Annotated in this window: 21 protein-coding genes; 18 read left to right on the top strand and 3 right to left on the bottom strand. The window is 64.5% G+C overall.

Features of this window, described 5'->3' with window-relative positions:
- Positions 1-32 precede the first annotated feature (32 nt).
- The 11 genes from CAPI_RS06475 to CAPI_RS06425 all read left to right on the top strand — a co-directional run bounded on the left by CAPI_RS06475 (position 33) and on the right by CAPI_RS06425 (position 8,788).
- Complete coding sequence (locus tag CAPI_RS06475; RefSeq protein WP_018017831.1) at positions 33-602, top strand: F0F1 ATP synthase subunit B; 570 nt, start codon at positions 33-35, stop codon at positions 600-602.
- 5 nt (positions 603-607) lie between these two features.
- Complete coding sequence (locus CAPI_RS06470; RefSeq protein ID WP_018017830.1) at positions 608-1,441, top strand: F0F1 ATP synthase subunit delta; 834 nt, start codon at positions 608-610, stop codon at positions 1,439-1,441.
- 9 nt (positions 1,442-1,450) lie between these two features.
- Positions 1,451-3,118 (top strand): F0F1 ATP synthase subunit alpha, encoded by a 1,668-nt coding sequence (atpA, locus tag CAPI_RS06465; RefSeq protein ID WP_018017829.1) that lies wholly within the window; start codon positions 1,451-1,453, stop codon positions 3,116-3,118.
- Positions 3,119-3,169: 51 nt separating this feature from the next.
- On the top strand, positions 3,170-4,144 hold the full coding sequence (locus tag CAPI_RS06460) for a F0F1 ATP synthase subunit gamma (RefSeq protein ID WP_018017828.1): 975 nt from the start codon (positions 3,170-3,172) through the stop codon (positions 4,142-4,144).
- A 3-nt stretch (positions 4,145-4,147) separates the two neighbouring features.
- Entirely contained in the window at positions 4,148-5,623 is a 1,476-nt protein-coding gene (atpD, locus tag CAPI_RS06455; protein WP_018017827.1) for a F0F1 ATP synthase subunit beta, read from the top strand.
- 10 nt (positions 5,624-5,633) lie between these two features.
- Complete coding sequence (locus CAPI_RS06450) at positions 5,634-6,005, top strand: F0F1 ATP synthase subunit epsilon (RefSeq protein WP_018017826.1); 372 nt, start codon at positions 5,634-5,636, stop codon at positions 6,003-6,005.
- 156 nt (positions 6,006-6,161) lie between these two features.
- Positions 6,162-6,626: a DUF2550 domain-containing protein gene (locus CAPI_RS06445; protein ID WP_018017825.1), complete on the top strand. Its 465-nt coding sequence runs from the start codon at positions 6,162-6,164 to the stop codon at positions 6,624-6,626.
- A 36-nt stretch (positions 6,627-6,662) separates the two neighbouring features.
- Positions 6,663-7,355, top strand: coding sequence for an endonuclease NucS (gene nucS / locus CAPI_RS06440; RefSeq protein ID WP_018017824.1), 693 nt, complete (start codon positions 6,663-6,665; stop codon positions 7,353-7,355).
- 2 nt (positions 7,356-7,357) lie between these two features.
- Positions 7,358-7,642: an Rv1322 family protein gene (locus CAPI_RS06435; protein ID WP_083893943.1), complete on the top strand. Its 285-nt coding sequence runs from the start codon at positions 7,358-7,360 to the stop codon at positions 7,640-7,642.
- A 9-nt stretch (positions 7,643-7,651) separates the two neighbouring features.
- Positions 7,652-7,957 carry a thiamine-binding protein gene (locus CAPI_RS06430; RefSeq protein ID WP_018017823.1) on the top strand — a complete coding sequence of 102 codons (306 nt, stop codon included), beginning with the start codon at positions 7,652-7,654 and terminating at the stop codon, positions 7,955-7,957.
- A gap of 3 nt (positions 7,958-7,960) precedes the next feature.
- Entirely contained in the window at positions 7,961-8,788 is an 828-nt protein-coding gene (locus tag CAPI_RS06425; protein ID WP_018017822.1) for a tetratricopeptide repeat protein, read from the top strand.
- Between the two features lie 13 nt (positions 8,789-8,801).
- Here the strand turns inward: CAPI_RS06425 and glgB are convergent, their stop codons facing one another.
- Together glgB and CAPI_RS06415 are read right to left on the bottom strand one after the other, a co-directional pair.
- Positions 8,802-11,000, bottom strand: a complete 2,199-nt coding sequence (gene glgB / locus CAPI_RS06420; RefSeq protein WP_018017821.1) for a 1,4-alpha-glucan branching protein GlgB — start codon at positions 10,998-11,000, stop codon at positions 8,802-8,804.
- Positions 11,001-11,064: 64 nt separating this feature from the next.
- The gene (locus tag CAPI_RS06415; protein WP_018017820.1) at positions 11,065-13,089 is read right to left on the bottom strand and encodes a maltotransferase domain-containing protein; all 2,025 of its coding nucleotides are present in this window, start codon (positions 13,087-13,089) and stop codon (positions 11,065-11,067) included.
- Between the two features lie 91 nt (positions 13,090-13,180).
- Here CAPI_RS06415 and CAPI_RS06410 point away from each other — a divergent pair, with 91 nt between their 5' ends.
- From CAPI_RS06410 to CAPI_RS06380, 7 genes are all read left to right on the top strand, one after another.
- Positions 13,181-14,077, top strand: a complete 897-nt coding sequence (locus CAPI_RS06410; RefSeq protein WP_018017819.1) for an ABC transporter ATP-binding protein — start codon at positions 13,181-13,183, stop codon at positions 14,075-14,077.
- Positions 14,078-14,129: 52 nt separating this feature from the next.
- The gene (locus CAPI_RS06405) at positions 14,130-15,011 is read left to right on the top strand and encodes an NUDIX hydrolase (protein WP_018017818.1); all 882 of its coding nucleotides are present in this window, start codon (positions 14,130-14,132) and stop codon (positions 15,009-15,011) included.
- A complete protein-coding gene (locus tag CAPI_RS06400) occupies positions 15,008-16,162 on the top strand; it encodes a THUMP-like domain-containing protein (protein ID WP_018017817.1) in 1,155 nt (384 codons plus the stop codon). The genes CAPI_RS06405 and CAPI_RS06400 overlap by 4 nt, the downstream gene beginning before the upstream one ends.
- Positions 16,163-16,171: 9 nt before the next feature.
- Positions 16,172-17,305: a cysteine desulfurase family protein gene (locus CAPI_RS06395; RefSeq protein WP_018017816.1), complete on the top strand. Its 1,134-nt coding sequence runs from the start codon at positions 16,172-16,174 to the stop codon at positions 17,303-17,305.
- A 61-nt stretch (positions 17,306-17,366) separates the two neighbouring features.
- Positions 17,367-18,470, top strand: a complete 1,104-nt coding sequence (locus CAPI_RS06390) for a glycoside hydrolase family 25 protein (RefSeq protein ID WP_026157169.1) — start codon at positions 17,367-17,369, stop codon at positions 18,468-18,470.
- Between the two features lie 132 nt (positions 18,471-18,602).
- Positions 18,603-19,820 carry an alpha/beta hydrolase gene (locus tag CAPI_RS06385; protein ID WP_018017814.1) on the top strand — a complete coding sequence of 406 codons (1,218 nt, stop codon included), beginning with the start codon at positions 18,603-18,605 and terminating at the stop codon, positions 19,818-19,820.
- Positions 19,821-19,828: 8 nt separating this feature from the next.
- Positions 19,829-22,246, top strand: a complete 2,418-nt coding sequence (locus CAPI_RS06380; protein ID WP_040356827.1) for a bifunctional lysylphosphatidylglycerol flippase/synthetase MprF — start codon at positions 19,829-19,831, stop codon at positions 22,244-22,246.
- Here CAPI_RS06380 and CAPI_RS06375 read toward each other — a convergent pair.
- Positions 22,167-22,985, bottom strand: a complete 819-nt coding sequence (locus CAPI_RS06375; RefSeq protein WP_018017812.1) for a spermidine synthase — start codon at positions 22,983-22,985, stop codon at positions 22,167-22,169. The genes CAPI_RS06380 and CAPI_RS06375 overlap by 80 nt on opposite strands.
- Between the last annotated feature and the right edge of the window lie 16 nt (positions 22,986-23,001).

Genomic DNA, 23,001 nt, shown 5'->3' with positions numbered 1-23,001 from the left:
CCCCGTAAACCTTTTTAGATCAGGAGCAACCAATGACGAACGTCACTGAATTGATCGTGGCGGCGAACCATGAGACGCTCCCGCTTGAGAAGGAGCCGAACATCCTTCTGCCGCCCATGTACGACGTGGTGTGGTCCTTGGTCGTCTTCCTCGTCGTCTTCCTGCTCTTCTGGAAGTACGTCCTTCCGAAGTTCCAGGAAGTCCTGGCGGAGCGCGAAGACCGGATCAAGGGCGGCATCGAGCGTGCCCAGGTTGCCCAGGCGGAAGCCAAAGCTGCGCTGGAGAAGAACAACGCCGAGCTAGCCGAAGCTCGCGCGGAGGCTGCCGAGATTCGCGAGGCAGCCCGCGCGCGCGGCAAAGAGATTGAAGCCCAGGCGCGCGCCAACGCTGAGGCGGAGTCGCGCCGGATCGTCGAAGCCGGTGAGAAGCAGCTGCTCGCCTCCCGCGAACAGGTCGTCGCTGAGCTGCGCAACGAGATGGGCCAGAATTCGATCTCGCTCGCAGAGCGTCTGCTGGGCACTGAGCTGTCCGACTCGACGCGTCGTTCCTCCACGATCGACGACTTCCTGTCTGAGCTCGACAACGTGTCAACGAGGAAGTAGGCGAGATGAAGGCAGCTAGTCGCGAAGCACAGGCCCGCGTTTCGGAGAAGCTCGATGCCGTGGTCGGCTCCGCCGCAGACCCCGTTGCCACCGCAGCCCAGATCGGCGCGGAGCTGTTCCTCGTCGTCGATCAGCTGGACGGGGAGCGCGCCCTGCGTGTCGCCGTTGCTGACCCCTCGCTCGATGCGTCGCAGCGAGCGGGGATTATCGACGAGGTCTTTGCAGGCAAGGTCGCCGAGCCGACCCAGCAAATCCTGCACGCCGCAGCGGACAACGAGTGGTCGACGCCACGTGAAATGCGCGCCGGCCTGGTTAACGCCGGGCGTCAGGCGGTGCTCAAGGCCGCCCAGAAACAGGGACAGCTGGAGCAGGTAGAGCGAGAGCTCTACGAGCTTTCCGTTCTCCTCGAAAGGGAGAAAGAGTTGACCCAGTTGTTGTCCGACCGGACATCAACTGCAGCGCAGAAGCGCGGTCTGCTAGCAAACGTCATCTACGGCAAGGTGACGATGGTCACCGAAGCCCTCGCCCTCCAAGTCATTGGACGGCCCGAGCAAAACCCGATTGATGACCTCGCCGCCCTCGCGGCCGAGATAGCCACGCTGCGCGGCAAGACGGTGGCGCGTGTCGCCACGGCGGAGGAGCTGACTGCGTCTCAGCAGGAGGCTCTCGCTGCAAAGCTGGAGAATATGTACGGTCGCGAGATGGCCATCCACTCTGAGGTAGACCCCAGCCTCCTCGGCGGAATGATCATCCGGGTCGGCGACGAGGAAATTGACGGTTCAACGCTCGGCAAGCTCAACCGTTTGCGGGCCGACCTCGTAGCCAACACGACCTTCTAAAGAGAACTAATGCTGGAACAATCTACCGAGAGCAGGAAGAACATGGCGGAGCTGACGATCTCCTCCGACGAGATCCGTAGCGCGATTGCGAACTACACCTCGAGCTACTCCCCGGAGGCCTCCCGTGAGGAGGTCGGCGTGGTGACTTCGGCTGCCGATGGTATTGCCCGAGTTTCTGGGCTACCCGGCTGCATGACGAATGAGCTGCTCGAGTTCCCCGGCGGTGTTATTGGTGTCGCACAGAACCTGGAGACCGATTCGATCGGTGTCGTGGTGCTGGGCAACTTTGAGACCCTTACCGAGGGTGACACCGTGAAGCGGACCGGCGAGGTCCTGTCCATTCCGGTTGGGGAGAATTTCCTCGGCCGCGTTATCAACCCCCTCGGGCAGCCGATTGACGGCCTCGGCCCGATCGAGTCCACCGAAGAGCGCGCCCTGGAACTCCAGGCGGCGGGCGTTCTTGACCGCCAGCCGGTTGAGGAGCCGATGGCCACGGGTATCAAGGCTATTGACGCCATGACCCCGATCGGCCGCGGCCAGCGTCAGCTCATCATCGGCGACCGCAAGACCGGCAAGACCGCGGTCTGCATCGATACGATCTTGAACCAGAAGTCCTACTGGGAAACCGGAGACCCCTCGAAGCAGGTCCGCTGCATCTACGTCGCCGTCGGCCAGAAGGGGTCGACCATCGCCGGCGTGCGCCAGACCCTTGAGGACAATGGTGCCCTGGAATACACCACGATCGTCGCTGCGCCTGCGTCCGACTCCGCGGGTTTCAAGTGGTTGGCTCCCTTCTCCGGTGCTGCACTGGGCCAGCACTGGATGTACCAGGGCAAGCACGTATTGGTCATTTACGACGATCTGACCAAGCAGGCTGAGGCGTACCGCGCGATCTCCTTGCTGCTGCGCCGTCCGCCGGGACGCGAGGCATACCCGGGCGACGTGTTCTACCTGCACTCCCGCCTGCTCGAGCGTGCAGCCAAGCTGAACGACGAGCTCGGCGCTGGTTCCCTGACCGCCCTGCCGATCATTGAGACCAAGGCGAACGACGTGGGTGCCTTCATCCCGACGAACGTCATCTCCATCACCGACGGCCAGGTGTTCCTCCAGTCCGACTTGTTTAACCAGGGCATTCGCCCGGCTATCGACGTGGGCATCTCGGTGTCCCGCGTCGGTGGCGCCGCGCAGACCAAGGGCATGAAGAAGGTCGCCGGTAACTTGCGTCTGGATCTTGCCGCGTATCGCGACCTCGAGGCCTTTGCTGCGTTCGCTTCGGATCTCGACTCCGCTTCCAAGCGACAGCTTGAGCGCGGTCAGCGTCTAGTCGAGCTGCTGAAGCAGCCGGAGAACTCGCCGCAGCCGGTTGAGTACCAGATCATCTCCATCTGGCTCGCCAACGAGGGCGTTTTTGACGTCGTTCCCGTCACGGAGGTTCGTCGTTACGAGTCCGAGCTGCACGAGTACATCCGCTCGAACGAGCCGCAGGTGTACGAGCAGATCGCTGGTGGCGCTCCCCTAGACGACGAGTCCAAAGACGCACTGCTGCGTGCAAACGATGCCTTTGCTCGGGGTTTCCACACCAGCGAGGGGCGTCGTGTTGTGCGAGAGCCCGAGGCTCAGCCGCTGGACGCCGGCGAGGTGTCCAAGCAGCAGCTCACCGTCAACCGCTCCAAGTAGGTCACAACCTCTTGGGTACACCCCTACACAAAGAAGGGAGGAGAGGAAACCATGGCAACACTTCGCGAATTGCGTGACCGTATCAGGTCCGTCAACTCTACGAAGAAGATCACCAAGGCGCAGGAGCTTATCGCAACCTCGCAGATCACTAAGGCGCAGCAACGCGTCGAGGCGGCAAAGCCCTACGCCGATGAGATGTTGCGCGTCATGGAGCGACTCGCGGCGGCGAGCTCACTCGACCACCCGATGCTCCGAGAGCGCGAGAACGGTCGAGTTGCGGCGATCCTGGTGATTACGTCGGACCGCGGGATGGCAGGTGGCTACAACCACAACGTGCTGAAGAAGACCGCGGAGCTCGAGCGCATGCTGCGCGACGCGGGTTACGAAGTTGTTCGCTTCGTAACGGGCGGCAAGGGCGTCACCCACTTCCGCTTCCGCAATATGGATGTGGCAGGTGCGTGGACCGGTTGGTCCCAGAAACCGTCGTGGGAAGACACGCACGATGTGCGTCACCACATCATCGACGGTTTCTTGGCAGGGTCCGACGGGACCGTCGCGTGGCGTGAAGGCGTGAGCGCTGAGGAGGGGCGGCGTGTTCCCGGTTTCGACCAGGTTCACGTCGTCTACACCGAGTTTGTGTCCATGCTCACGCAGGAGGCTCGCGTACACCAGTTGCTGCCCATCGAGCCGGTGCTTGAGGAGTACACCTACGAGCAGGAGGACATGCTGACCTCCTCAGGCGAGGTCGCTCCGGATATGAACTTCGAGCCGGACCCGGACACGCTCATGAACGAGTTGCTTCCGGCGTACGTCTCCAGGACGCTCTTTTCGATCTTCTTGGAGTCTTCCGCCTCGGAGTCTGCGTCTCGACGCACCGCGATGAAGAACGCGACGGACAACGCAACGGAACTGGCTAACACGCTGACGCGTGAGGCCAACCAAGCCCGACAGGCAAAAATCACCCAGGAAATCACCGAGATTATCGGCGGCGCTGGCGCGTTGTCCGGTAGCGGAGAAAGTGACTAAAACATGACTACTGCTCATTCTTTCGATGAGCGCATTGATGTGCCGTCGGGCGAGGCCGGTGCCAAGGCTGGTTCCGACAACGGCCGTGTCGTGCGCGTCATCGGCGCCGTCGTCGACGTGGAGTTTCCCCGCGGGGAGCTCCCCGAGCTGTACAACGCCCTCAAGGTGGATATCAAGCTCGGCGACCTGTCCAAGACCCTGACCCTCGAGGTCGCTCAGTTCTTGGGCGACAACCTTGTTCGCACCATCGCCATGGCGCCGACTGACGGTCTGGTCCGTGGTGCCCAGGTGCGTGACTCGGGCGACCCGATCTCTGTGCCCGTTGGCGACCAGGTTAAGGGCCACGTGTTCAACGCCCTCGGCGACTGCCTCGACGACCCCTCCGTGGGCCAGGACGGCGAGCGCTGGGGGATCCACCGCGAACCCCCGGCCTTCAAGGACCTCGAGGGCAAGACCGAGATCCTCGAGACCGGTATCAAGGTCATTGACCTGCTCACCCCGTACGTGAAGGGCGGCAAGATCGGCCTTTTCGGCGGCGCTGGTGTGGGCAAGACGGTTCTCATCCAGGAGATGATTACCCGTATCGCTCGCGAGTTCTCGGGCACCTCCGTGTTCGCCGGCGTCGGCGAGCGCACCCGTGAGGGGACCGACCTCTTCCTCGAGATGGAGGACATGGGCGTTCTTCCCGATACGGCCCTTGTGTTCGGCCAGATGGACGAGCCGCCAGGAGTTCGTATGCGCGTGGCGCTGTCCGGTCTGACGATGGCGGAGTACTTCCGTGACGAGCAGAACCAGGACGTCCTCCTCTTCATCGACAACATCTTCCGCTTCACCCAGGCGGGTTCCGAGGTGTCGACGTTGCTCGGCCGCATGCCTTCGGCCGTGGGTTACCAGCCGACTCTTGCCGACGAGATGGGCGTGCTGCAGGAGCGCATTACGTCTACGAAGGGCCGTTCGATTACGTCGCTGCAGGCGGTGTACGTCCCCGCGGACGACTACACCGACCCGGCGCCGGCGACCACCTTCGCGCACCTTGATGCGACCACCGAGCTTTCCCGCTCGATTGCGTCCAAGGGTATCTACCCTGCGGTGGATCCGCTGACCTCCACCTCCCGCATTCTGGAACCGGGCATTGTCGGCGAGCGCCACTACGCCGTGGCGCAAAAGGTGATCGCTATCCTGCAGAAGAACAAAGAGCTGCAGGACATCATCGCCATCCTCGGTATGGACGAACTGTCCGAAGAGGACAAGATCACCGTCATGCGCGCTCGTAAGATTCAGCGCTTCCTGGGCCAGAACTTCTTCGTCGCAAAGAAGTTTACGGGTGACGAAGGATCTTACGTACCGCTGGAGGAGACCATCGAGGCCTTCGACAAGCTGTGCGAGGGAGAATTCGACGCTTACCCGGAGCAGGCGTTCTCGAACCTTGGCGGGCTCGACGACGTCGAAGCTCAGTACAAGAAGCTGCAGGAGAAGTAGGAGGGCCGTCATGGCTGAAATCACCGTGCAACTGGTCGCGGTCGACCGCATGCTCTGGTCCGGCCAGGCGAGCATCCTCACGGCCCAGACCACCGAGGGTGAGATCGGCATTCTGCCCGGCCACGAGCCCCTCCTCGGCCAGCTGAAGGAAAATGGCGTCGTGACGATCCGTCCGATCGACGGCGACCGAATCGTCGCTGCCGTCCAGGGCGGCTTCCTGTCAGTGCAGGGCGACAAGGTCACCGTTCTCGCGGACTACGCGATCTTTGCCAACGAGGTCGACTCCGCGGAAGCGGAGCGCGGACTTGGCGACGCCGACGCGCACACCAAGGCGCGTTCGGAAGCGGAGCTCGCGGCAGTTCGCCGCAGCTCCTCCCGATAGACACGAGGCCGAACCGCCCCCACGCACAGCTGTGCTCGGGGGCGGTTGCGCGTTTCGAGCACCTGTGTCCTGACGTGTTGCACCTGCCTTTAGTGCAGCTAAACTAGGTCAAATAGATGGCCGGTCGGTCGACGCTCGAACACGGCGGGAGTGCATATGGAGTACGTGGGTATCGCGGCGGTTGTGGCCTTGGTGCTTGCCGCCGCGGCTGCGTTATGGCGCTTCACAGCGGTGAGGCGGGCGGGAGCCCCCGGCCTGTTCCGCTGGATGCCCGCGACGGGCGTTCACGGGTGGCGGCACGGGGTGCTGCATTACAGTGGCGACCAGCTGGAGTTCTACAAGGTGCGTTCGCTCTCGCCCAGCCCGGACTTGGAGTTAAACCGCCGCGACGTAGAGCTTGGCGGGCTGCGGGACCTGACGGCGGAGGAGATAGACATCATGCCCGGGGTGTCGTCTGTGCTTCAGTTCTCCACCCCCGCCGGGAAGTTCGAGTTCGCCGCCGCCCAGAGCCTAGCGCTGGCGTTTATCTCGTGGGTGGAGTCGGCGCCTGACCGTCGTCAAGAACCGCGCGCTGTCCGCAACAGGGGAAAGCGCGCGACTCGGGGGCACCGGGAACACTAGTTTCCGCCCTTGAGTATCGGGCGGTACCCTAGCCCCATGCGTTTGCTCATCGCCCGGTGCACCGTGGATTACGTGGGTCGCCTCGAGGCGCATCTTTCAACGGCGATGCGACTCATCATGGTTAAAGCAGACGGATCGGTCTCGGTCCACGCGGACGATCGCGCGTACAAGCCGTTGAACTGGATGACGCCGCCGTGCACGGTGCGCGAAGAGCCCATTGTCGACGTCGATGGCAACCCCACCGGCGAAGAACTGTGGATCGTGGCCAACGACAAGGGCGAGCAGCTGCGCATCACGATTGAAGAGACAATCCACGACACCGCGGTCGAGCTCGGCGTTGACCCGGGCTTGGTTAAAGATGGGGTCGAAGCACACCTGCAGGAGCTCCTAGCGGAACATATTGGCACCTTGGGCGAGGGGTTCACGCTGGTGCGACGCGAGTACCCCACGGCGCTTGGGCCGGTCGATATCCTCGCCCGCGACGCGACAGGCCAGACTGTGGCGGTGGAAGTAAAACGCCGTGGAGGCATCGACGGCGTGGAGCAGCTCAGCCGATACGTCGAGATGCTCAATCGCGATGAACTTTTGCGGCCTGTCCACGGGGTGTACGCGGCACAGGAGATTCGTCCGCAGGCGCGTACGCTTGCGGAAGACCGCGGCATCCGTTGCGTCGTGCTCGATTACGACGACTTGCGGGGCATCGAGTCGAGGGAGTTGAGGTTGTTTTAGCCATGCCGCGCCGCAACAAGCGAGCTGGATCGGCGCCACGGGCGCTTCCGCGAGACGGGTCGACCTTCCTAGGCACCGCCGAACAAGAGGGGCCGAGCTGGTCGGGAGGAGAGATCTTTCTCGTACGACACATGGGGTCGGCGGCTGCGAGGAAGTTCTACGTGTGCCCCGGCTGCAACCAGAACATCCCACCCGGCGTCGCCCATATTGTGGCGTGGCCACGGGATTCGGGGCGAGGAGGAGACGACCGCCGGCATTGGCACCGGCACTGCTGGGAGCGTCGCTAAGCTGGGGGCATGATCGCAGCTTTTTCCGTCGCGCCTGCTGTGGCCGACAACCCGGAGGGTGAGATGTCTGCCGCCGTCGCCCGAGCGGTGCGGGTCGTGCGGGAGTCGGGTTTGCCCCACGAGACGAACGCCATGTTCACGTCCGTTGAGGGGGACTGGGACGAAGTGATGGACGTGATCAAACGGGCGACCCAAGCGGTGGAGGAGGTGTCGCCGCGCGTGTCTCTCGTCATTAAGGCCGACATTCGCCGCGGTTATACGGACATGTTGCACCAAAAGATGCACTCACTGAACAAACACTTGAAGGAGGACTGAGAGGTGGCGCAGTTTGGGCCGGGGGCCGTCGACCTATCGACGCTAAAGAGCGAGGCGGAAAAGCCACGCGACGGCGAGTTTTCGCCGTTTGTCACGCTCACGGATACCACGATCGAGGACGACGCAATCCGTTTCTCGCAGAAGGTGCCCGTCATCGTCCAGGTCGGTTCCGCGCGCTCTGCGGAGTCCGAGCAGCTCAAGGCCGCCTTTTCGCGGATCGTGGTAGGGCGGCGCGATGTCCGCGTCGGGTACGTTGACGCTGACGCGACCCCCATGCTCGCGCAGATGCTGGGCGTGCGCCAGGTCCCGACGGTTCTCGCCCTCGCTGCCGGATGCCCCGTGGCGAGCTTCGAGGGCGGGCAGCCGGAGACCGAGTTGACTCAATGGGTCGCCGGCCTGGTTGCCAGCGTTGGCCCGCAGCTCGAGGGCCTGCCGGAGGTGGACGCGGCCGGCGGCGGGAAGGAAGACCCGCGCCTCGACGCCGCGACGCAGGCGCTCAACCAAGGCGATTTCGACGCAGCACTGGCCGTGTATGACGAGATGCTCCGGGAAAACCCGGGAAACGCCAGGGTGCGACAGGCGAAAGCGACAGTGACGGTGCTCGCCCGGTCGCAGGGGGAGGGGGAGCAGGAGGGCGTCGACAAGGAGCTGGCTCGCGCCGACGTGGAGGCCTTAAGCGGCGAGCCGGAGAAGGCGTTTGACCGCCTGCTCGCTCTAGTGAAGGAGGAGCCGCGGGCGAAGGAGCGCCTGCTCGAGCTTTTCGGCATGTTCGAGGCAAACGACCCGCGGGTGATTGCGGCGCGCACAAAGTTGGCGTCGGCGCTGTTTTAGCGCTACTTCCTAACTACTGCGCCAACCGGTAGTACTGGACGCTCATGGCGGGAAGGTGCAGGCTTACGGATTGCTCGAAGTTGTCCCACGCCGTCGGCTCGGTGTGCACGATCCCGGGCAGGTCGTTGCCGGCCCCTCCGTAGACCGCTTGGTCCGTGTTGATGAGCAGCTCCCAGTTCCCGGCCTCCGGAAGTCCGAGCCGGTAATCCAGGTGCGAGGCGCCGGAAAGGTTCACCACCGCGAGGAGGGGAACGTTGTCTGAGCCCCGCCGGATGTAGGCCAGGACGTTGTGCTGGGCGTCGTCGCCTTTCACCCATTGGAAGCCGAGGGGAGTGTTGTCCTGCGAGAAGAGGCACGGGTTGTCGCGGTACACAAAGTTCAGATCACGCACGAGGCGTTGGATACCGCGGTGGTACTCGTTTCCCCAGCCGTCCGCAAGGTTATCCCAGTTGATGGAGTGGGCCTCGTCCCATTCGGTGGTCTGACCCCATTCGCACCCCATGAACATGAGCTGCTTGCCTGGGTGGGAGAACATGTAACCGAAGAGAGCGCGCACGCCAGCGGCCTTATTCCAGTCGTCGCCGGGCATGCGCTGCCAGATCGAGCCTTTGCCGTGCACCACCTCATCGTGGGAAAACGGCAGCACGTATCGTTCGCTGAATGCGTAGACCAGTGAAAACGTGATTTCGTTGTGGTGGTAGGAGCGGTGAACGGGGTCGAGGGAGAAGTACTCGAGCGTGTCGTTCATCCAGCCCATGTTCCACTTCAGGCTAAACCCGAGACCGCCCGCGGACGTTTGCGCGGTCACGCCCGGCCACGCCGTTGACTCCTCGGCGATGGTTACAACGCCGGGATGGGTGCGGTGCACGGTGGCGTTCATTTCCTGCAGGAAGTGCACGGCGTCCCAGTGCTCGCGGCCACCGTATTGGTTGGGCAGCCATTCACCGGGGTTGCGGGAGTAGTCGAGGTAGAGCATGGACGCCACGGCGTCGACCCGCAGTCCGTCCAAGTGGAACTCCTCGCACCAGTACAAGGCATTGGCTACGAGGAAGTTGCGCACTTCGTTTCGTCCGAAGTCGAAGACGTAGGTGCCCCAGTCCTTCTGCTCACCGCGGCGCCAGTCGGGGTGTTCGTAGAGCGCGGTGCCGTCGAAACGCGCGAGCGCCCACTCGTCCTTGGGGAAGTGCGCCGGCACCCAGTCAACGATGACGCCGATCCCGTGAGCATGAAGCTTATCGACGAGCGCCCGAAACTCATCCGGGGTGCCCCACCGCGCGGTCGGCGCGTAGTAACCGGACACCTGGTATCCCCATGAGCCCCCGAAGGGGTGCTCCGCAACCGGGAGGAACTCGACGTGGGTGAAGCCGTTTTCGACGAGGTAGGGGACGAGTTCCTCTGCTACCGTGGCGTAAGTCGCGCCCTGCTTCCACGAGCCGATGTGGCACTCGTAGACGCTCATCGGGGCGTTGGTGGCATCGATACCGGGGCGGTTATCCATCCATTCGTCGTCACCCCACTCGTAGGCGGTCGGGTCGGCCACGATCGAGACGGTTTCCGGTGGCGCCAGCGTTTGCTTGGCAAGGGGGTCCGCTTTGTCGATGCGCTCGCCGGACGCCGTCTGGACAGCGAACTTGTAGGCGGTACCCGGGCCGACCCCTGGGATAAAGATCTCCCATACCCCGGTGGACCCGAGGGTCCGCATGGGGTACTGGTTGGGGTTCCAGCTGCAGAAATCCCCGACAACGGCGACGCCTCTGGCATTCGGTGCCCAGACTGCGAAAGAGGTCCCCGACACCTCGCCCATCGTGGTGGTGTAAGTGCGCACGTTGGCTCCGAGCACCTCCCACAGGCGCTCGTGGCGACCCTCGCTGATGAGGTGGAGATCAAGCGAACCTAGGGTCGGAAGGAAGTGGTAAGGGTCTGCCTTGACCACCGGTTCGGCTGCGGGGTAGGACACGCGAAGGCGGTAATCGGGGGCGCGCGTATCACCTAGCTCGGCAATCCACACGTCGTCCCCGGTGGCCGTCATCTCCACGACGTCATCACGGATCAACAGCTCGACGTTCTCCGCTCCGAGCTGGCGGGTGCGCACGACGGAACCTCCACCCGCAGCGTGCCAACCGTAAAAATCGTGGGGCGCGTGGTGCTTGCATTCTAGGAGGCGCTGCCGGTCTGGCTCAGGGATGAGAAGCGCAGGGTTGAAACCCGTCATGGTCGTCCTAATTGTCCTTTGATCTCGGCGGTTTTGTTCTTTTCGACGCTACAGGAATCCGCTCTCACGGCCTGTAGTCATGGTCGGAGATGCGGCGGAATCCGAGCTGCTCGGCCTGCCTCGGAGCGACGTCCGGAAGGCGGAAGATGTGGGCGACGTTTGCCTCCGGGGACAGCCTGACGAAGTTGTCGGTTGACCAGGTGTACTCGCCGCCGGTGATGAGGTCGCGGACGGGGAAGGACTCGCCGGGGTTGAGGCCAATGGCCTCAGGGTCGACGTGGACCATCGTCTCCTGCGTCGCGGTCGGGTCCAAGTTGACCACGACGAACACCGCGTTTCCGCTGGCCGGGTCGACCTTAGAATAGGCAATGATCTGGTCGTTGAACGTGTCGTGGAAGTGGATCTGTCGCAACTGCTGTAAGGCCCGGTTGTCTCGGCGGATCGAGTTCAACAGCGTCACATACGGCTCTAGAGACTGACCACGCTCCAGCGCGCCCGCGAAGTCGCGCGGCCGCAGCTCGTACTTCTCCGAATCGAGGTACTCCTCGCTGCCAGGGGACACGGGTTCGTGCTCGTAGAGCTCGAAGCCCGAGTAAACCCCCCAGAGCGGGCTGAGGGTCGCGGCGAGCGTCGCGCGGATCGCAAAGGCCGCCGGGCCTCCCGTCTGCAAAGATTCGTGGAGGATATCCGGGGTGTTGACGAAGAGGTTCGGCCGGGACACGTCGGAGACGTCGACAAGCAACTGCGCGAAGTCCGTGAGCTCTTCCTTCGACGTTTTCCACGTGAAGTGCGTATACGACTGGGAGAAGCCAGCCTTAGACAGGCCGTACATCCGCGGTGGGCGTGTGAATGCCTCGGCGAGGAAGATGACCTCTGGGTGTGTCTCATGAACTTTCGAGATCAACCAGTTCCAGAAGTTGACGGGCTTCGTGTGCGGGTTATCCACGCGGAAGGTGGTAATGCCCAGGTTCACCCAGTACATAAGGACGCGGTAGATTTCGGCGTAGACGGCATCGGGTGCGTTGTCGAAGTTGAGCGGGTAGATGTCCTGGTACTTCTTGGGCGGATTTTCGGCGTAGGCGATGGTGCCGTCCGCGAGAACGGTGAAGAACTCCGGGTGCTCTTTCGCCCACGGGTGGTCGGGAGCAGCCTGAAGCGCAAAGTCGAGGGCGATTTCCAAACCGAGTTCGTCGGCGTGGGCCTTCATGGCCAAGAATTCGTCCTCTCCGCCGAGCTCGGGGTGGAAAGTGTCGTGGCCACCGGCGGCCGATCCCACCGCCCACGGCGAACCGACATCGGACTCCTCGGGGGTGAGCGAGTTGTTGCGGCCCTTGCGGTTGACTTCCCCGATCGGGTGGATGGGAGGGAAGTACACCGTGTCGAACCCCATGGCTGCCACGCGATCGAGTGCCCGCGCGGTAGTCTCCCACGTGCCGTGGACGGGGCGGCCTGTGTCGTCCACGCCGCCGGTGGAGCGAGGAAACAGCTCGTACCAGGAGTTCACCAGCGCGGCCCGGCGCTCGACCAAGATGTCGCACACCGGGCCGCGGGTGATGTGCTCGCGCAGCGGGTAGGCGTCGAGAATATCGAGGACATCGTCATCTAGCGCGGCGTCAACCCGCGCGGCGACCGGTTGTGAGCTATCCGCTAGAGTCTCCGCGACCTCCGCCAAAGCCGCGCCGTCGCGATTCGGGGCGGCGGCAGCGGCCGCGCGGAACAGGTCAACACCGTGGGCAATATCGTTGGCCAACTCAGCCTCGCCCTGGCCCGCCTGGAGCTTCTTAGTGACGGCGTTGCGCCACGTGGCCATCACGTCGCTCCATACGTCGACGCGGAAGCGCCACAGCCCCGGCGCGTCGGGAACGAAGACGGCGTGAACGTAATCGGGGCGGTAGACCTCTGGCTGCATGTGGACCGAAAATTGCTCGCCATCGGGCTGGGTGATCACGAGGGTCGCCGCGACAGCGTCGTGGCCCTCCCGCCACGCGAGGGCAGAAATCGGAACGACCTCGCCTACGACAGCTTTCGCGGGCAAGGTCCGCCCGGACACCTGAGGGCGCACGTCGTCGATACCAAAACGTCCAATCATGGCAGTCCAATCCTTCGCCGGGGAGATGTACCACCCACCCTAGCCACAGAAGGGGAGGCCCTCACCCCACCGAGAGATGTTTTAGTTCAGAATGGGAGGGGTGAGCGACAACCCAGGAACCACCCGAGGAACCACGTCAGACCCGCGCGAGACCGATCCTCCCGAAACCGACCCCGATCTGTTGCTCGATTTCCGCGGTGTCGAGTTCATCCGCGGCGGGTCCACCCTTGTTGGGCCTGTGGATTGGCAGGTCGAGCTCGACGAGCGGTGGGTCATCATCGGGCCCAACGGAGCGGGGAAAACCACCCTCGTCCGGATCGCCTCGGCCGCGGAATTCCCCTCTCGCGGAGTGGCGTTCGTCCTCGGGGAGCGTCTCGGGCGAACGGATATGCGTGACCTGAGGGCGTCGATAGGCGTGACGTCCTCCTCGGTTGCTCAGCGGGTTCCCGAAGGGGAAAAGGTTGCTGACCTCGTGATGTCCGCGGGTTATGCGATCCTCGGCCGCTGGCAGGAGGACTACGACGAGGTCGATTACGGCCAAGCCATGGACGTCCTCGAACAGGTGGGCGCGATGCACCTTGCGGAGCGCGCGTGGGGCACACTTTCCGACGGGGAAAAGAAGCGCGTCCTCATCGCCCGCGCCATTATGACTAACCCCGAGTTGCTGATTATGGACGAGCCCGCCGCGGGCATGGACCTGGGCGGCCGCGAGGACCTCGTCTCCTACGTCGGTGACATGGCCCTCGACCCTGATGCACCCGCGATGGTCATGATCACCCACCACCTTGAGGAAATTCCCTACGGCTTCACCCACGCCATGCTGCTTGACGAAGGCCGCGTGATCGCCCAGGGCCTGATCGAGGACGTACTGACCTCCGCTAACGTCTCCCGCGCCTACCACCAGCCTATCGAGGTCTCCGCGCAGGGCGGGCGCTACTTTGCCCGCCGCGCCCGCGGCGCGCGACGCGGCGCGCACCGAGCTGGTTAGCCCGGCTAGCCTGGGGAGCCTAAAGACGGTGGAGAAGCGGAGGTGAGCCAGCGTGGTCCCGGATCTAGGCACAAGGCGCGTCGTCAGTGAAGAGTTAGACGACAAAGACGCCATTGATCCGTTTGACATGCGGGGGTACAACGGCGCCCGCCTGGCTAGCACCGTGATACTTATCCGAGACGGCCGCAACGGGGTAGAAGTCTGGGTTCAAGAGCGGGTCATGACGATGCCGAGCTACCCCGGTATGACGGTCTTCCCTGGTGGGGGAGTCGACAGCCGCGATTTCCCGGGCCGCTCCTGGGACGACGGGGATTTGTGGATGGGCCGGTCGTCGGTTTCTCTCGCCCGAACCCTCGGCGTGAATAAGTACAAGGCGCACGCCCTGTTGTTCGCCGCCGTGCGCGAGCTGTTCGAGGAGACAGGCACCTTGCTGGCGGTCGACGACGCAGGCACGCTGCTTCTCGACGCGCGACCCTTCCACACCCAGCGGCTCCTCCTCGAATCCCACGAGCTCTCGCTCACCGACGTACTCCGCGACAACGACCTCAACGTGTGTACCGAACTGCTCACCCCCTACGCACGCTGGGTCGGAAGCTCGGAGCGCGGGACGTGGTTTGACGTCTTCACCTGGCTCGTTGTCCTCCCCGCCGGCCAAGAACCCGATGGACAAACGGGGGAAGCCGATGACGCGAACTGGTTCCCACCCGAGCTCCTGCTGGAGGGCTGGCGCGCCGGGCTGGTTCGCTTCGCGCCAGCGACGTGGGCGCAGGTTCACAACATCGCCGGTTACGCCTCAACCGCCGAGCTACTGCGCGCGGCGAAGCACAGCGATTTGACCCCCGTGGTTGGTGACCCGGTGCATCACCCCCGTTACCGCGAGTTTTTCACACACGTACCAACCGACCGGATCGGCCGGGCGGGTGAGGCACGGTGAGTTTCACCGTGGACGAGGTCCGGTACCTGGCAGACAGCCGTGACGAGATCCGGGCTGCGGGCGCGGGGTTAGCGCTAGACGGCGGGAGTGCCTTCGAGGCGCACGCGAAGCTGCGCACGCAGTTCGGCCCTTTTGCCCGCGCGGTCGCGGAGCTCATCTCAGCCCAGCGCTCGGCGGACGGGAAATTCCCGCCGCATTGGCTTGCGGATAGCGATGCCGTGCAGCAGGCGACGCCTTACCGAGTAGCAGACATCCGGGTTGAGCGCCTCTCGCGTGTAGGCGTGGAAGTTGTCCATGACGTGACGTGCTCGGTGGGCTCAGAAGCGCAGGCAGCAGACGCGGTAGGGCTGGAGTGGATCGGTTCCGACCTCGACCGCGCACGTTTACTGATGGCGCGGTTTAACCTCGGCCCCGGTGCGCGGCTTGCCCAGGCCGACGCTCTCGCCCCCGCAATCACCTTCGGCTCGCGGCGCGGCGCCGTCGTGGCAGACCCGGCGCGCCGCGCGGGTGGCCGGAGAATCACCGACCCGGCGCGCCTTTCCCCGCCACTTCCCGCACTGTTAGACGCTCACCGCGGCACGGAGATGGCTATCAAGTGCGCCCCGGGAATCGATTACTCGGAGTGGGAAGGGCTTGTCAGCGTCGTCTCGCTTCGCGGTGGGGTGAAGGAGGCCTGCCTTTATTCCCCGGGCTTGAGCGAGGGGTTGACCCGAGAGGCGGTAGTGCTACACGCCGAGGGGGAGGAGCGGGTCACGTCGCGTGACGACGGCTCCGTGGAGGTCTCCCCGCCTGGTTCCTTCATCATTGACCCGGACGGGGCGGTGATCCGCGCGGGGTTGGTCCGGCAGTGGGGCCATCGCCACGGTCTGAGCATGCTGGACGACCACATTGCGTACCTGACGGGTGAGAAGATTCCACCCGGGTACAGCGGCTTTCCATTCATCGAGGCTGTGCCACTGAAACGACTCCGCGCTGCCCTTGCTGGGTTGGGGGCGGGGGCGTTAGAAATCCTCGTGCGCGGCGTTGGTGTCGACCCAGACGACATGCGAAAAAAGTTGAAGACGAAGGGGGACCGGCCAATGGCCGTCGTCATCGCCCGGGTAGGGGAGCGAGCGGTTGCCCACATCTGCGGCGCGCGCGTGTGGGGTTAAGGTGTCGCCATGGCCTACTTTGATCACGCCGCAACGACGCCCATGAGGCAGAGCGCTATCGACGCATGGGTCCGCTACGCGGGCGAGTTGAACCCCGCCGGTCAATACGCCGCGGGGCGTCGTGCACACGCGGTGCTTGCAGAGTCGCGGGAGATCATCGGTGAGCTGCTCGGTGCCGATCCCGTCGAAGTCGTCTTTACGGGGTCGGGGACGGAATCGGACAACATCGCCCTGCGTGGACTGTACCGGACGTCGCTGGCATTAGGGAAGCGGCGGGTTGTGGCTTCGCCGGCGGAACACTCCGCCGTCGTCGAGACCGTCAAGAACCTAGCCGCCACGGCAGGGGCGGAGGTGAGCTGGCTGCCCGTTACAGAGGATGGGGTCGCCGCCGGTTTGGAGGCCCTCCGCGAACCCGCGGCCGTAGCGACCTGCATGATGGCGAACAACGAAACGGGTGCCGTACAGCCCTTCGAGCAGGCCGCCACACTGGCACGTGAGGCGGGCACCCCGTTTCATATCGACGCGGTCCAGGCGGTGGGCAAGATTCCCGTCGACTTCCACAAGCTGGACGCTACGACCCTGGCGGCATCAGCCCACAAATTCGGGGGTCCGAGGGGGACCGGGATTCTGCTGGCGCGCCGCTCCCCGGTGCCCCAGCCAACTGTCCAGGGGGGCGGCCAAGAACGGGGATTGCGCTCGGGCACGGTCGACGTGGCGTCCGCGGCGGCCACGGCCGCGGCGCTAACGGAGGCGGTGGCAGAGATGGACCGGGAGCGGGAGCGCGTCGATAAGCTGACTGCCCGGCTTGTAACTGGGGTGCTGGAGCGGGTGCCCGGTGCGCGTCTTACGGTGAGCGGGCCTGTCCTGCCCGGGCACGCCCATTTTCTTTTCCCCGGGGCGGACGGCGCGCTGATGATCATGCTGCTCGATTCAGTGGGTATCGCGGCGTCCACCGGTTCGGCGTGCGCGAGCGGGGTGCACCGGATGAGCCACGTGCTAGAGGCAATGGGGATTAGCCGCAGGGAGGGGATGGGTGCGCTGCGCCTGACTCTCGGGAGAACAACCACCGAAGAAGATGTGGACGCGGTGGTGCATCAGATTGAGGGGGTCGTCGAGAAAGCGACGGTGGCGGGAGCGCTTTAGGGATGTGCGTGTTGCGCGTGTTGCCCGTGTTTCTCGTGTGAATTCTTGTACTCTGCGGGACATGCACACCACCCGCAGGAGACAGACCATCACGGCAGCCGTCGCATCGCTTTCTGCAGCAGTCATGACCTTCGGCCTGGCGGCCGTCGTGCCATTCAGCCCGGCCCACCGCACGTCCGCCGACGCCCAAAGCATCACCGACCTCATCCCGGGGATGGTCCAGGGCGTCGACGTCGCCGGGTATCAGCGACCGGGTGGCCAGCAGATCAACTGGGCCCAGGTAGCGGGTGCGGGAAGCCAGGACTTCGCCTTCGTCAAGGCCACCGAAGGGGAGGGCTGGACGAACGAGTTTTACGAGGAGGACGCGCAGCAGGCAGGAACTGCGGGCCTAGCCGTCGGTGCGTACCACTACGCCCGCCCCGCTCATGACCCCGTTGTCCAGGCGCAGCATTTCGCTTCCGTTATCAACTCTGGTCCCGCGCTGTCGCTGCCGCCCGTATTGGACCTCGAGGTGGACGAAGGTCTAAGCCCCGCGGCTCTATCGACGTGGACGGCGTCCTTCCTCACCGAGGTCGAGCGCCTCACCGGTGAAAAACCCATGCTCTACACCTACCGCTACTTCTGGTACGAGCGGATGGGTAACACCACGGCCTTCAGCGAGTACCCGCTGTGGCTGGCGGCGTTCCAGAACGTCGCGCCCCGCCCCGTCGGCGGGTGGGACAAGGTATCCATCTGGCAGCGCTCCAGCGACGGCAGCGTGCCGGGCGTCTCGGCCCCCGTGGACCTCAACATCTTCAATGGGGACGGCACCGCTTTCACCCAGTTCGTCGGGGGCAACCTCACCGCCGGGGGCGGTGTACTGGAGTCGTTCCAAGCTACCGACGACGGCGTCGCGCCGGGGCTGGACGTCCTCGAGCAGAACAGCACGGCGCTGGTCGTTGCCATCCTCGGGCTGGCCACCGGCATCTTAAATTCACCGCAGATTAGCCAGGCGGCGCAGCAGCTGGGCTTCGCGGAACCCGATTCCGCCGCGATCGCCGACGAGGTGCGGGAGCTGGCGGACTCGGGCCGCCTGCCTGTCGACGACCTCCGCACCATGATGCTCGGCGACTACTCGGTAGGAGATCTGCTTATCTTGCTTAATAACATCAGAACTGCCGCCTAACCCGGCAAGGAAGGCCCGGCTAGCGGATCGGTGGCGTCGATGAGCGACAAGGCCTGGGAATGTGCTGTGGATAGGTCGGGAAGTGGCGAGGGGAAGGGGGACAAAGGGGGCATCCGGTCGTAGGTTACTGGGGTGGAATATGTGCGTTCGATCTCCTTACTGTCGCCTACAGCCGCAGTCGCCGTCGCCGGCGTGGCTGTGATCACGACCCTTATCGCACTTCTTCGCCCGAACCGTCGCACATTTTTAGCACTCGTCGGGACCTTGCTGGTGCTTGCAGCCGCCGTCTTTGCGCTATGCGTGTGGCCGAAGCCCTTTCCGGATTCCATCCCGTGGACGATCTACGCTGGGGGGGCAGGGGCGGTTTTTGTCACCCTCTCGGCGGTGTTGCAGAAGGGTCGGCGGTTGTTGCTCGCGGTGCTCGCTATCGTTGCGCTTGGGAACACCTATCTCATCACAAATCTGACCTACCAGCAGTACCCCACCATCGGTTCATTCCGCCCCGCTCCCGTCACGGTGAACATGACACTTGAGGAGTTCCAGGCTGCGAAGCAAGCTCCCATCCTCAACGGGCGCACGGTGGGAGCGCTTGTTACCCTTCCGGCTGACCCGATGCGCGACGCGGTGGCGTACGTGCCACCGGCCTACTGGCAACGCGATGACCTGCCCGTCCTCCTCCTCCTGCCCGGCGACCCTGGCGCCCCCGAGGACTGGTTCACCAACGGCGCGGCCGCGGAAACCGCCGACTCCTACCAGCGCCGCCACAACGGGGCGGCCCCGATCGTGATCAGCGTAGACGCCACGGGCAGCGAGACGGGGAACCCCGCCTGCGTCGACGGCCCCGAACTCGCCGTGCAGACCTACCTCACTCAGACGATCCCTTCCCTTATCACGCGCACGTTCACGGTCAACACCGACCAATCAACGTGGACGGTGGGGGGGCTCAGTTACGGAGGGACGTGCGCGCTACAGGTGATGACAAACCACCCCGGTTCCTACGGGTCGTTCCTCGATTTCTCCGGGGAGCCCGAGCCGACGCTAGGAGACCACCAAGAGACGGTGGACAAGCTCTTCGGCGGAGATGAAGCCGCGTTCCAGGCCCACAACCCCGCCACGTTGCTCGCACAAGCGGCGGGCACCGGAAAGTACAGTGGCGTGGCGGGGCGTTTCATCGCAGGTGAGAGGGACGAGATGAGCACCGCCGCGCTTCCTCACCTCGACGAGCTCGCGCGCGCCGCCGGGATGGACACGAGCTATTCCACGTTGCCCGGCGCCCACAGTTACGGTGTGTGGCGCATCGCCCTGCGTAATACCTTCGATTTCGCCGGCCAGAGGGGGGGTCTTTCGTGAAGACGCTAATGACTTTGGCACGCAAGGTGCCCATCTGCACCGCGATGCTGGTTCTCATGTGGGTGCTTTTTGCTTTCTTGGGCACGTCCGGCCCGTCCGCGTTGGGGTTCAACGCCGGGGGTGAGAGCGAGCTTTGGCGCGTCATCACGTCCGGCTTCACGGGCGGGCACATCCAAGGCATGGTCTTTGCCACGTGCATCCTCGTTCTCTTCGCCGCACCCGCTGAGGTGACGCTGGGATCGGGGCGATTTGCGGTAGTAGCTGTGGCCACCCAGGCGGTCGCGGTGCCCGTGGGGATCACACTAGCTGTCGTTGTAGAGCATGCCGGGTTCAACCGGTGGGGAGCGGATCTGACGAGCCAGACCTTTTTATCGCCGGTGGCGTGGGCCTTTGGTTCGCTCGCGTTCGCTACCTCCACCATGGGTATTCTGTGGCGGCGGCGGTTGCGGCTGGTCATGGTGGCGCTAACTGGGACGCTCGTTCTTTACGACGGCTCCCTGTCCGAGGTCGTCGCCTCCCTCGCTGTCCTCCTTGGCTGGGCCGCGGGCGCCCTCGTCTACGGCCGCTCAGGGTCGGCGTGGCGCGTCTCCCTGCGGGAGTCGCGCGTTCTCGTCGCCGCCCTCCTTCTCGCCGTCACTGCAGGTCCCGCGCTGGCTGCGCTCACCCCCACGTCACAGGGCCCGTTCGCGGAAGTCAGCCAGCTCATGTGGGAGCCCGCCGTGTCCCCACACGAGCTCGCCGAGCTGTGCCTTTCTCCCTCATCCCCGGAGTGCGTCGATGCGATGGCCATCAACCGCCAGAGTGGCATAGGGCCACTGGTGTTCAACCTCGTCCCGCTCGTGGCGTCTCTCGTCGTGGCGCTGGGGCTGGTCCATGGACGCAGGCTCGCCTGGGGCCTCGGCATCCTCATTACAATCTGCTCGATCTTCCTCATCATCGTCCAGGTCGATGGTCCTTTCGGCGACGCGTACATGGCGATCAACCTCGCTCTCGTGGTGGCGCCGTGGGTCGCTGTCCTCGTCGTGCTGCTCGCTTCTTATCGACGATTCACCGTCGCCTCGGACTGGTACCGCGGCCTCATGGGCATCGGCGCGGTCCTCGTGCTCTGTTCCGGCGTGTGGGTTGCGGGGGCGGTGCGTGTCCGGGGATTCGTCGGCACCCCCACCCTCGCTGAGGCGCTTGCGGAACTTCCCAGTCGGTTCCTTCCCCCCATCCTGGCCTTGTTCACGCCCCAATACGTCATTCCCCAGTCCTCTGCCGCGTGGTTCCTCTACGAGTGGGTCGGCATCGCCTTTTGGGCCGTGGCTCTAGTCCTCCTTCAGCGCGTGTTGTCGTCGCCACCGTCCCCGGCCGGAGCGCTGGACAGGCACCGGGCGCGATTGATGTTGATGTCGGGGACGGGTGACCACCTCGCCTGGCAGGGGCTGTGGGAGGGAAACAGATACTTCTTCCACGGAGATCACGGGTACGTCGCTTACCGCGTCTCCCACAACGTGGCGGTCACCCTCGGGGAGCCGGTCTTCCTCGCCCCCGCCACGCGCGGCGAGGTGGCGGACGCTTTCCAGGCTTTCGCCGCCGAGCAGGGGTGGAGAGTCGCGTGGTACTCCGTGACCGAGGGTTTCACGCGTCCCGGCTTCCACACGATCCACGTGGCGGAAGAGTCGTTGCTCTACACGGACAACCTGGAATTCAAGGGCAAGAAGTACCAGAACATTCGCACCGCCCGAAACCGAGCCGTTAAAGAAGGTGTGTCTGCGGTGTGGACCAGCTGGGCGGAGTGCGATGTCGAGATGCACGACAAAATCTCCGCCCTAAGCGAGCAGTGGGTTGCGGACAAAGGTCTTCCGGAGATGGGCTTCACCCTGGGAGGGCTTGATGAGCTGCGCGATGCGGATACGAGGCTGCTCCTCGCCGTGGGCGACGACGGCCACCTCCACGGCGTGACGAGCTGGCTCCCCGTGTACGAAAACGGATCCCTGGCTGGATACACGCTCGATTTCATGCGCCGCGATTCGCATGGGTTCCGCCCCGCGATCGAGTTTCTGTTGGCCGAGGCCGCTGTCATCGCAGCGGGGGAGGGCCTGGGGTGGGTATCGCTCTCCGGCGCCCCATTGTCGCGCTCGGACGAACCGACGTCCTTGCTTGAGGTGCTCCTCGACAAAGCGGGGGGCACCATCGAACCGCTCTACGGTTTCCGTTCCCTCGCCGCCTCGAAGTACAAGTTCCACCCAACCCACCAGGGGTGGTACCTGGCGTACGAGGACGAGATGAACCTGGGTTCGATCGCTCTTGGCGTGGTCAGCTGCTACCTTCCCACGATGCGCGCGGGCGATTACGTAGGCGTCGTCAGGGAGTACCTGGCGCGCCGGGCGCAGGATCGCGCCGCGGAACAGAGGCCTGCTGCCGAGTCCACCGCTCGCCCATGAGTTGCGCCGGCGCGGCCCCGGCCAGAAGCGCGCGACTCAGCTGTGGGTCTTCCTCCACGGGGAAGGGCGCGCCGATAAGTACTACGTTACCCGGCGTGCGGCCCCGAAGCGTTGCGGCGTCGCCAATCGCGCCGACGTGCGGCCAGACTTCCCACATACCCGCCAGTTCCTCCCTCATCTCCGCCGGTCCGGCCAGCGTCCCGCAATTCGCAAGGTAGACGCCTCGCGCGCCGAGCGACGCTTGCGCCGCCCGGTAAAACTCGACGGTGGTCAACTCCTGCGGGGTTGCGGCCGCAGAAAAGACGTCCCGGATGATCACGTCCCGCGTCGCTGGCTTGAAGCGTTCAGTTTCTTGGCGCGCGTCGCCGACGCGGATCTTGACCGCGGGCGCGCGGGGTACGTCGAACAGCTCCCGGGCGAGCCGGGCGAGCTGCGCATCGATCTCCACGACGGTGTTACGCGAGCTCGGCCACGCGCGGGCGAAGTAGCGCGGCAAGCTGCAGGCGCCACCGCCGAGGTGGGTCAGGCGGGGCCGGTCCCACCCAGGGTAGTGGTTGACGTAGTGGTCTAGGTAGTGCGCGATCCACCGCATGTAGGGAAACTCAAGCCGCAGCGGGTCCCCGGGGGTGACGTGGGAACTGGGCACCCCGTTGACGAGCAGCAGTTGCGACCCGTCCGGCTCGTCGACAAGCTCGGCGGTGCCCGTCTCAATCTCGAAACTCTCGCTTTGTGAGGCCACGGGCTGCGAGAGTACA

Origin of the sequence: Corynebacterium capitovis DSM 44611 (assembly GCF_030440535.1) — a bacterium.
GTDB lineage: Bacteria > Actinomycetota > Actinomycetes > Mycobacteriales > Mycobacteriaceae > Corynebacterium > Corynebacterium capitovis.
Note: the sequence above shows the minus strand (reverse complement) of the source record. Positions and strands in the feature narration are given on the sequence as shown.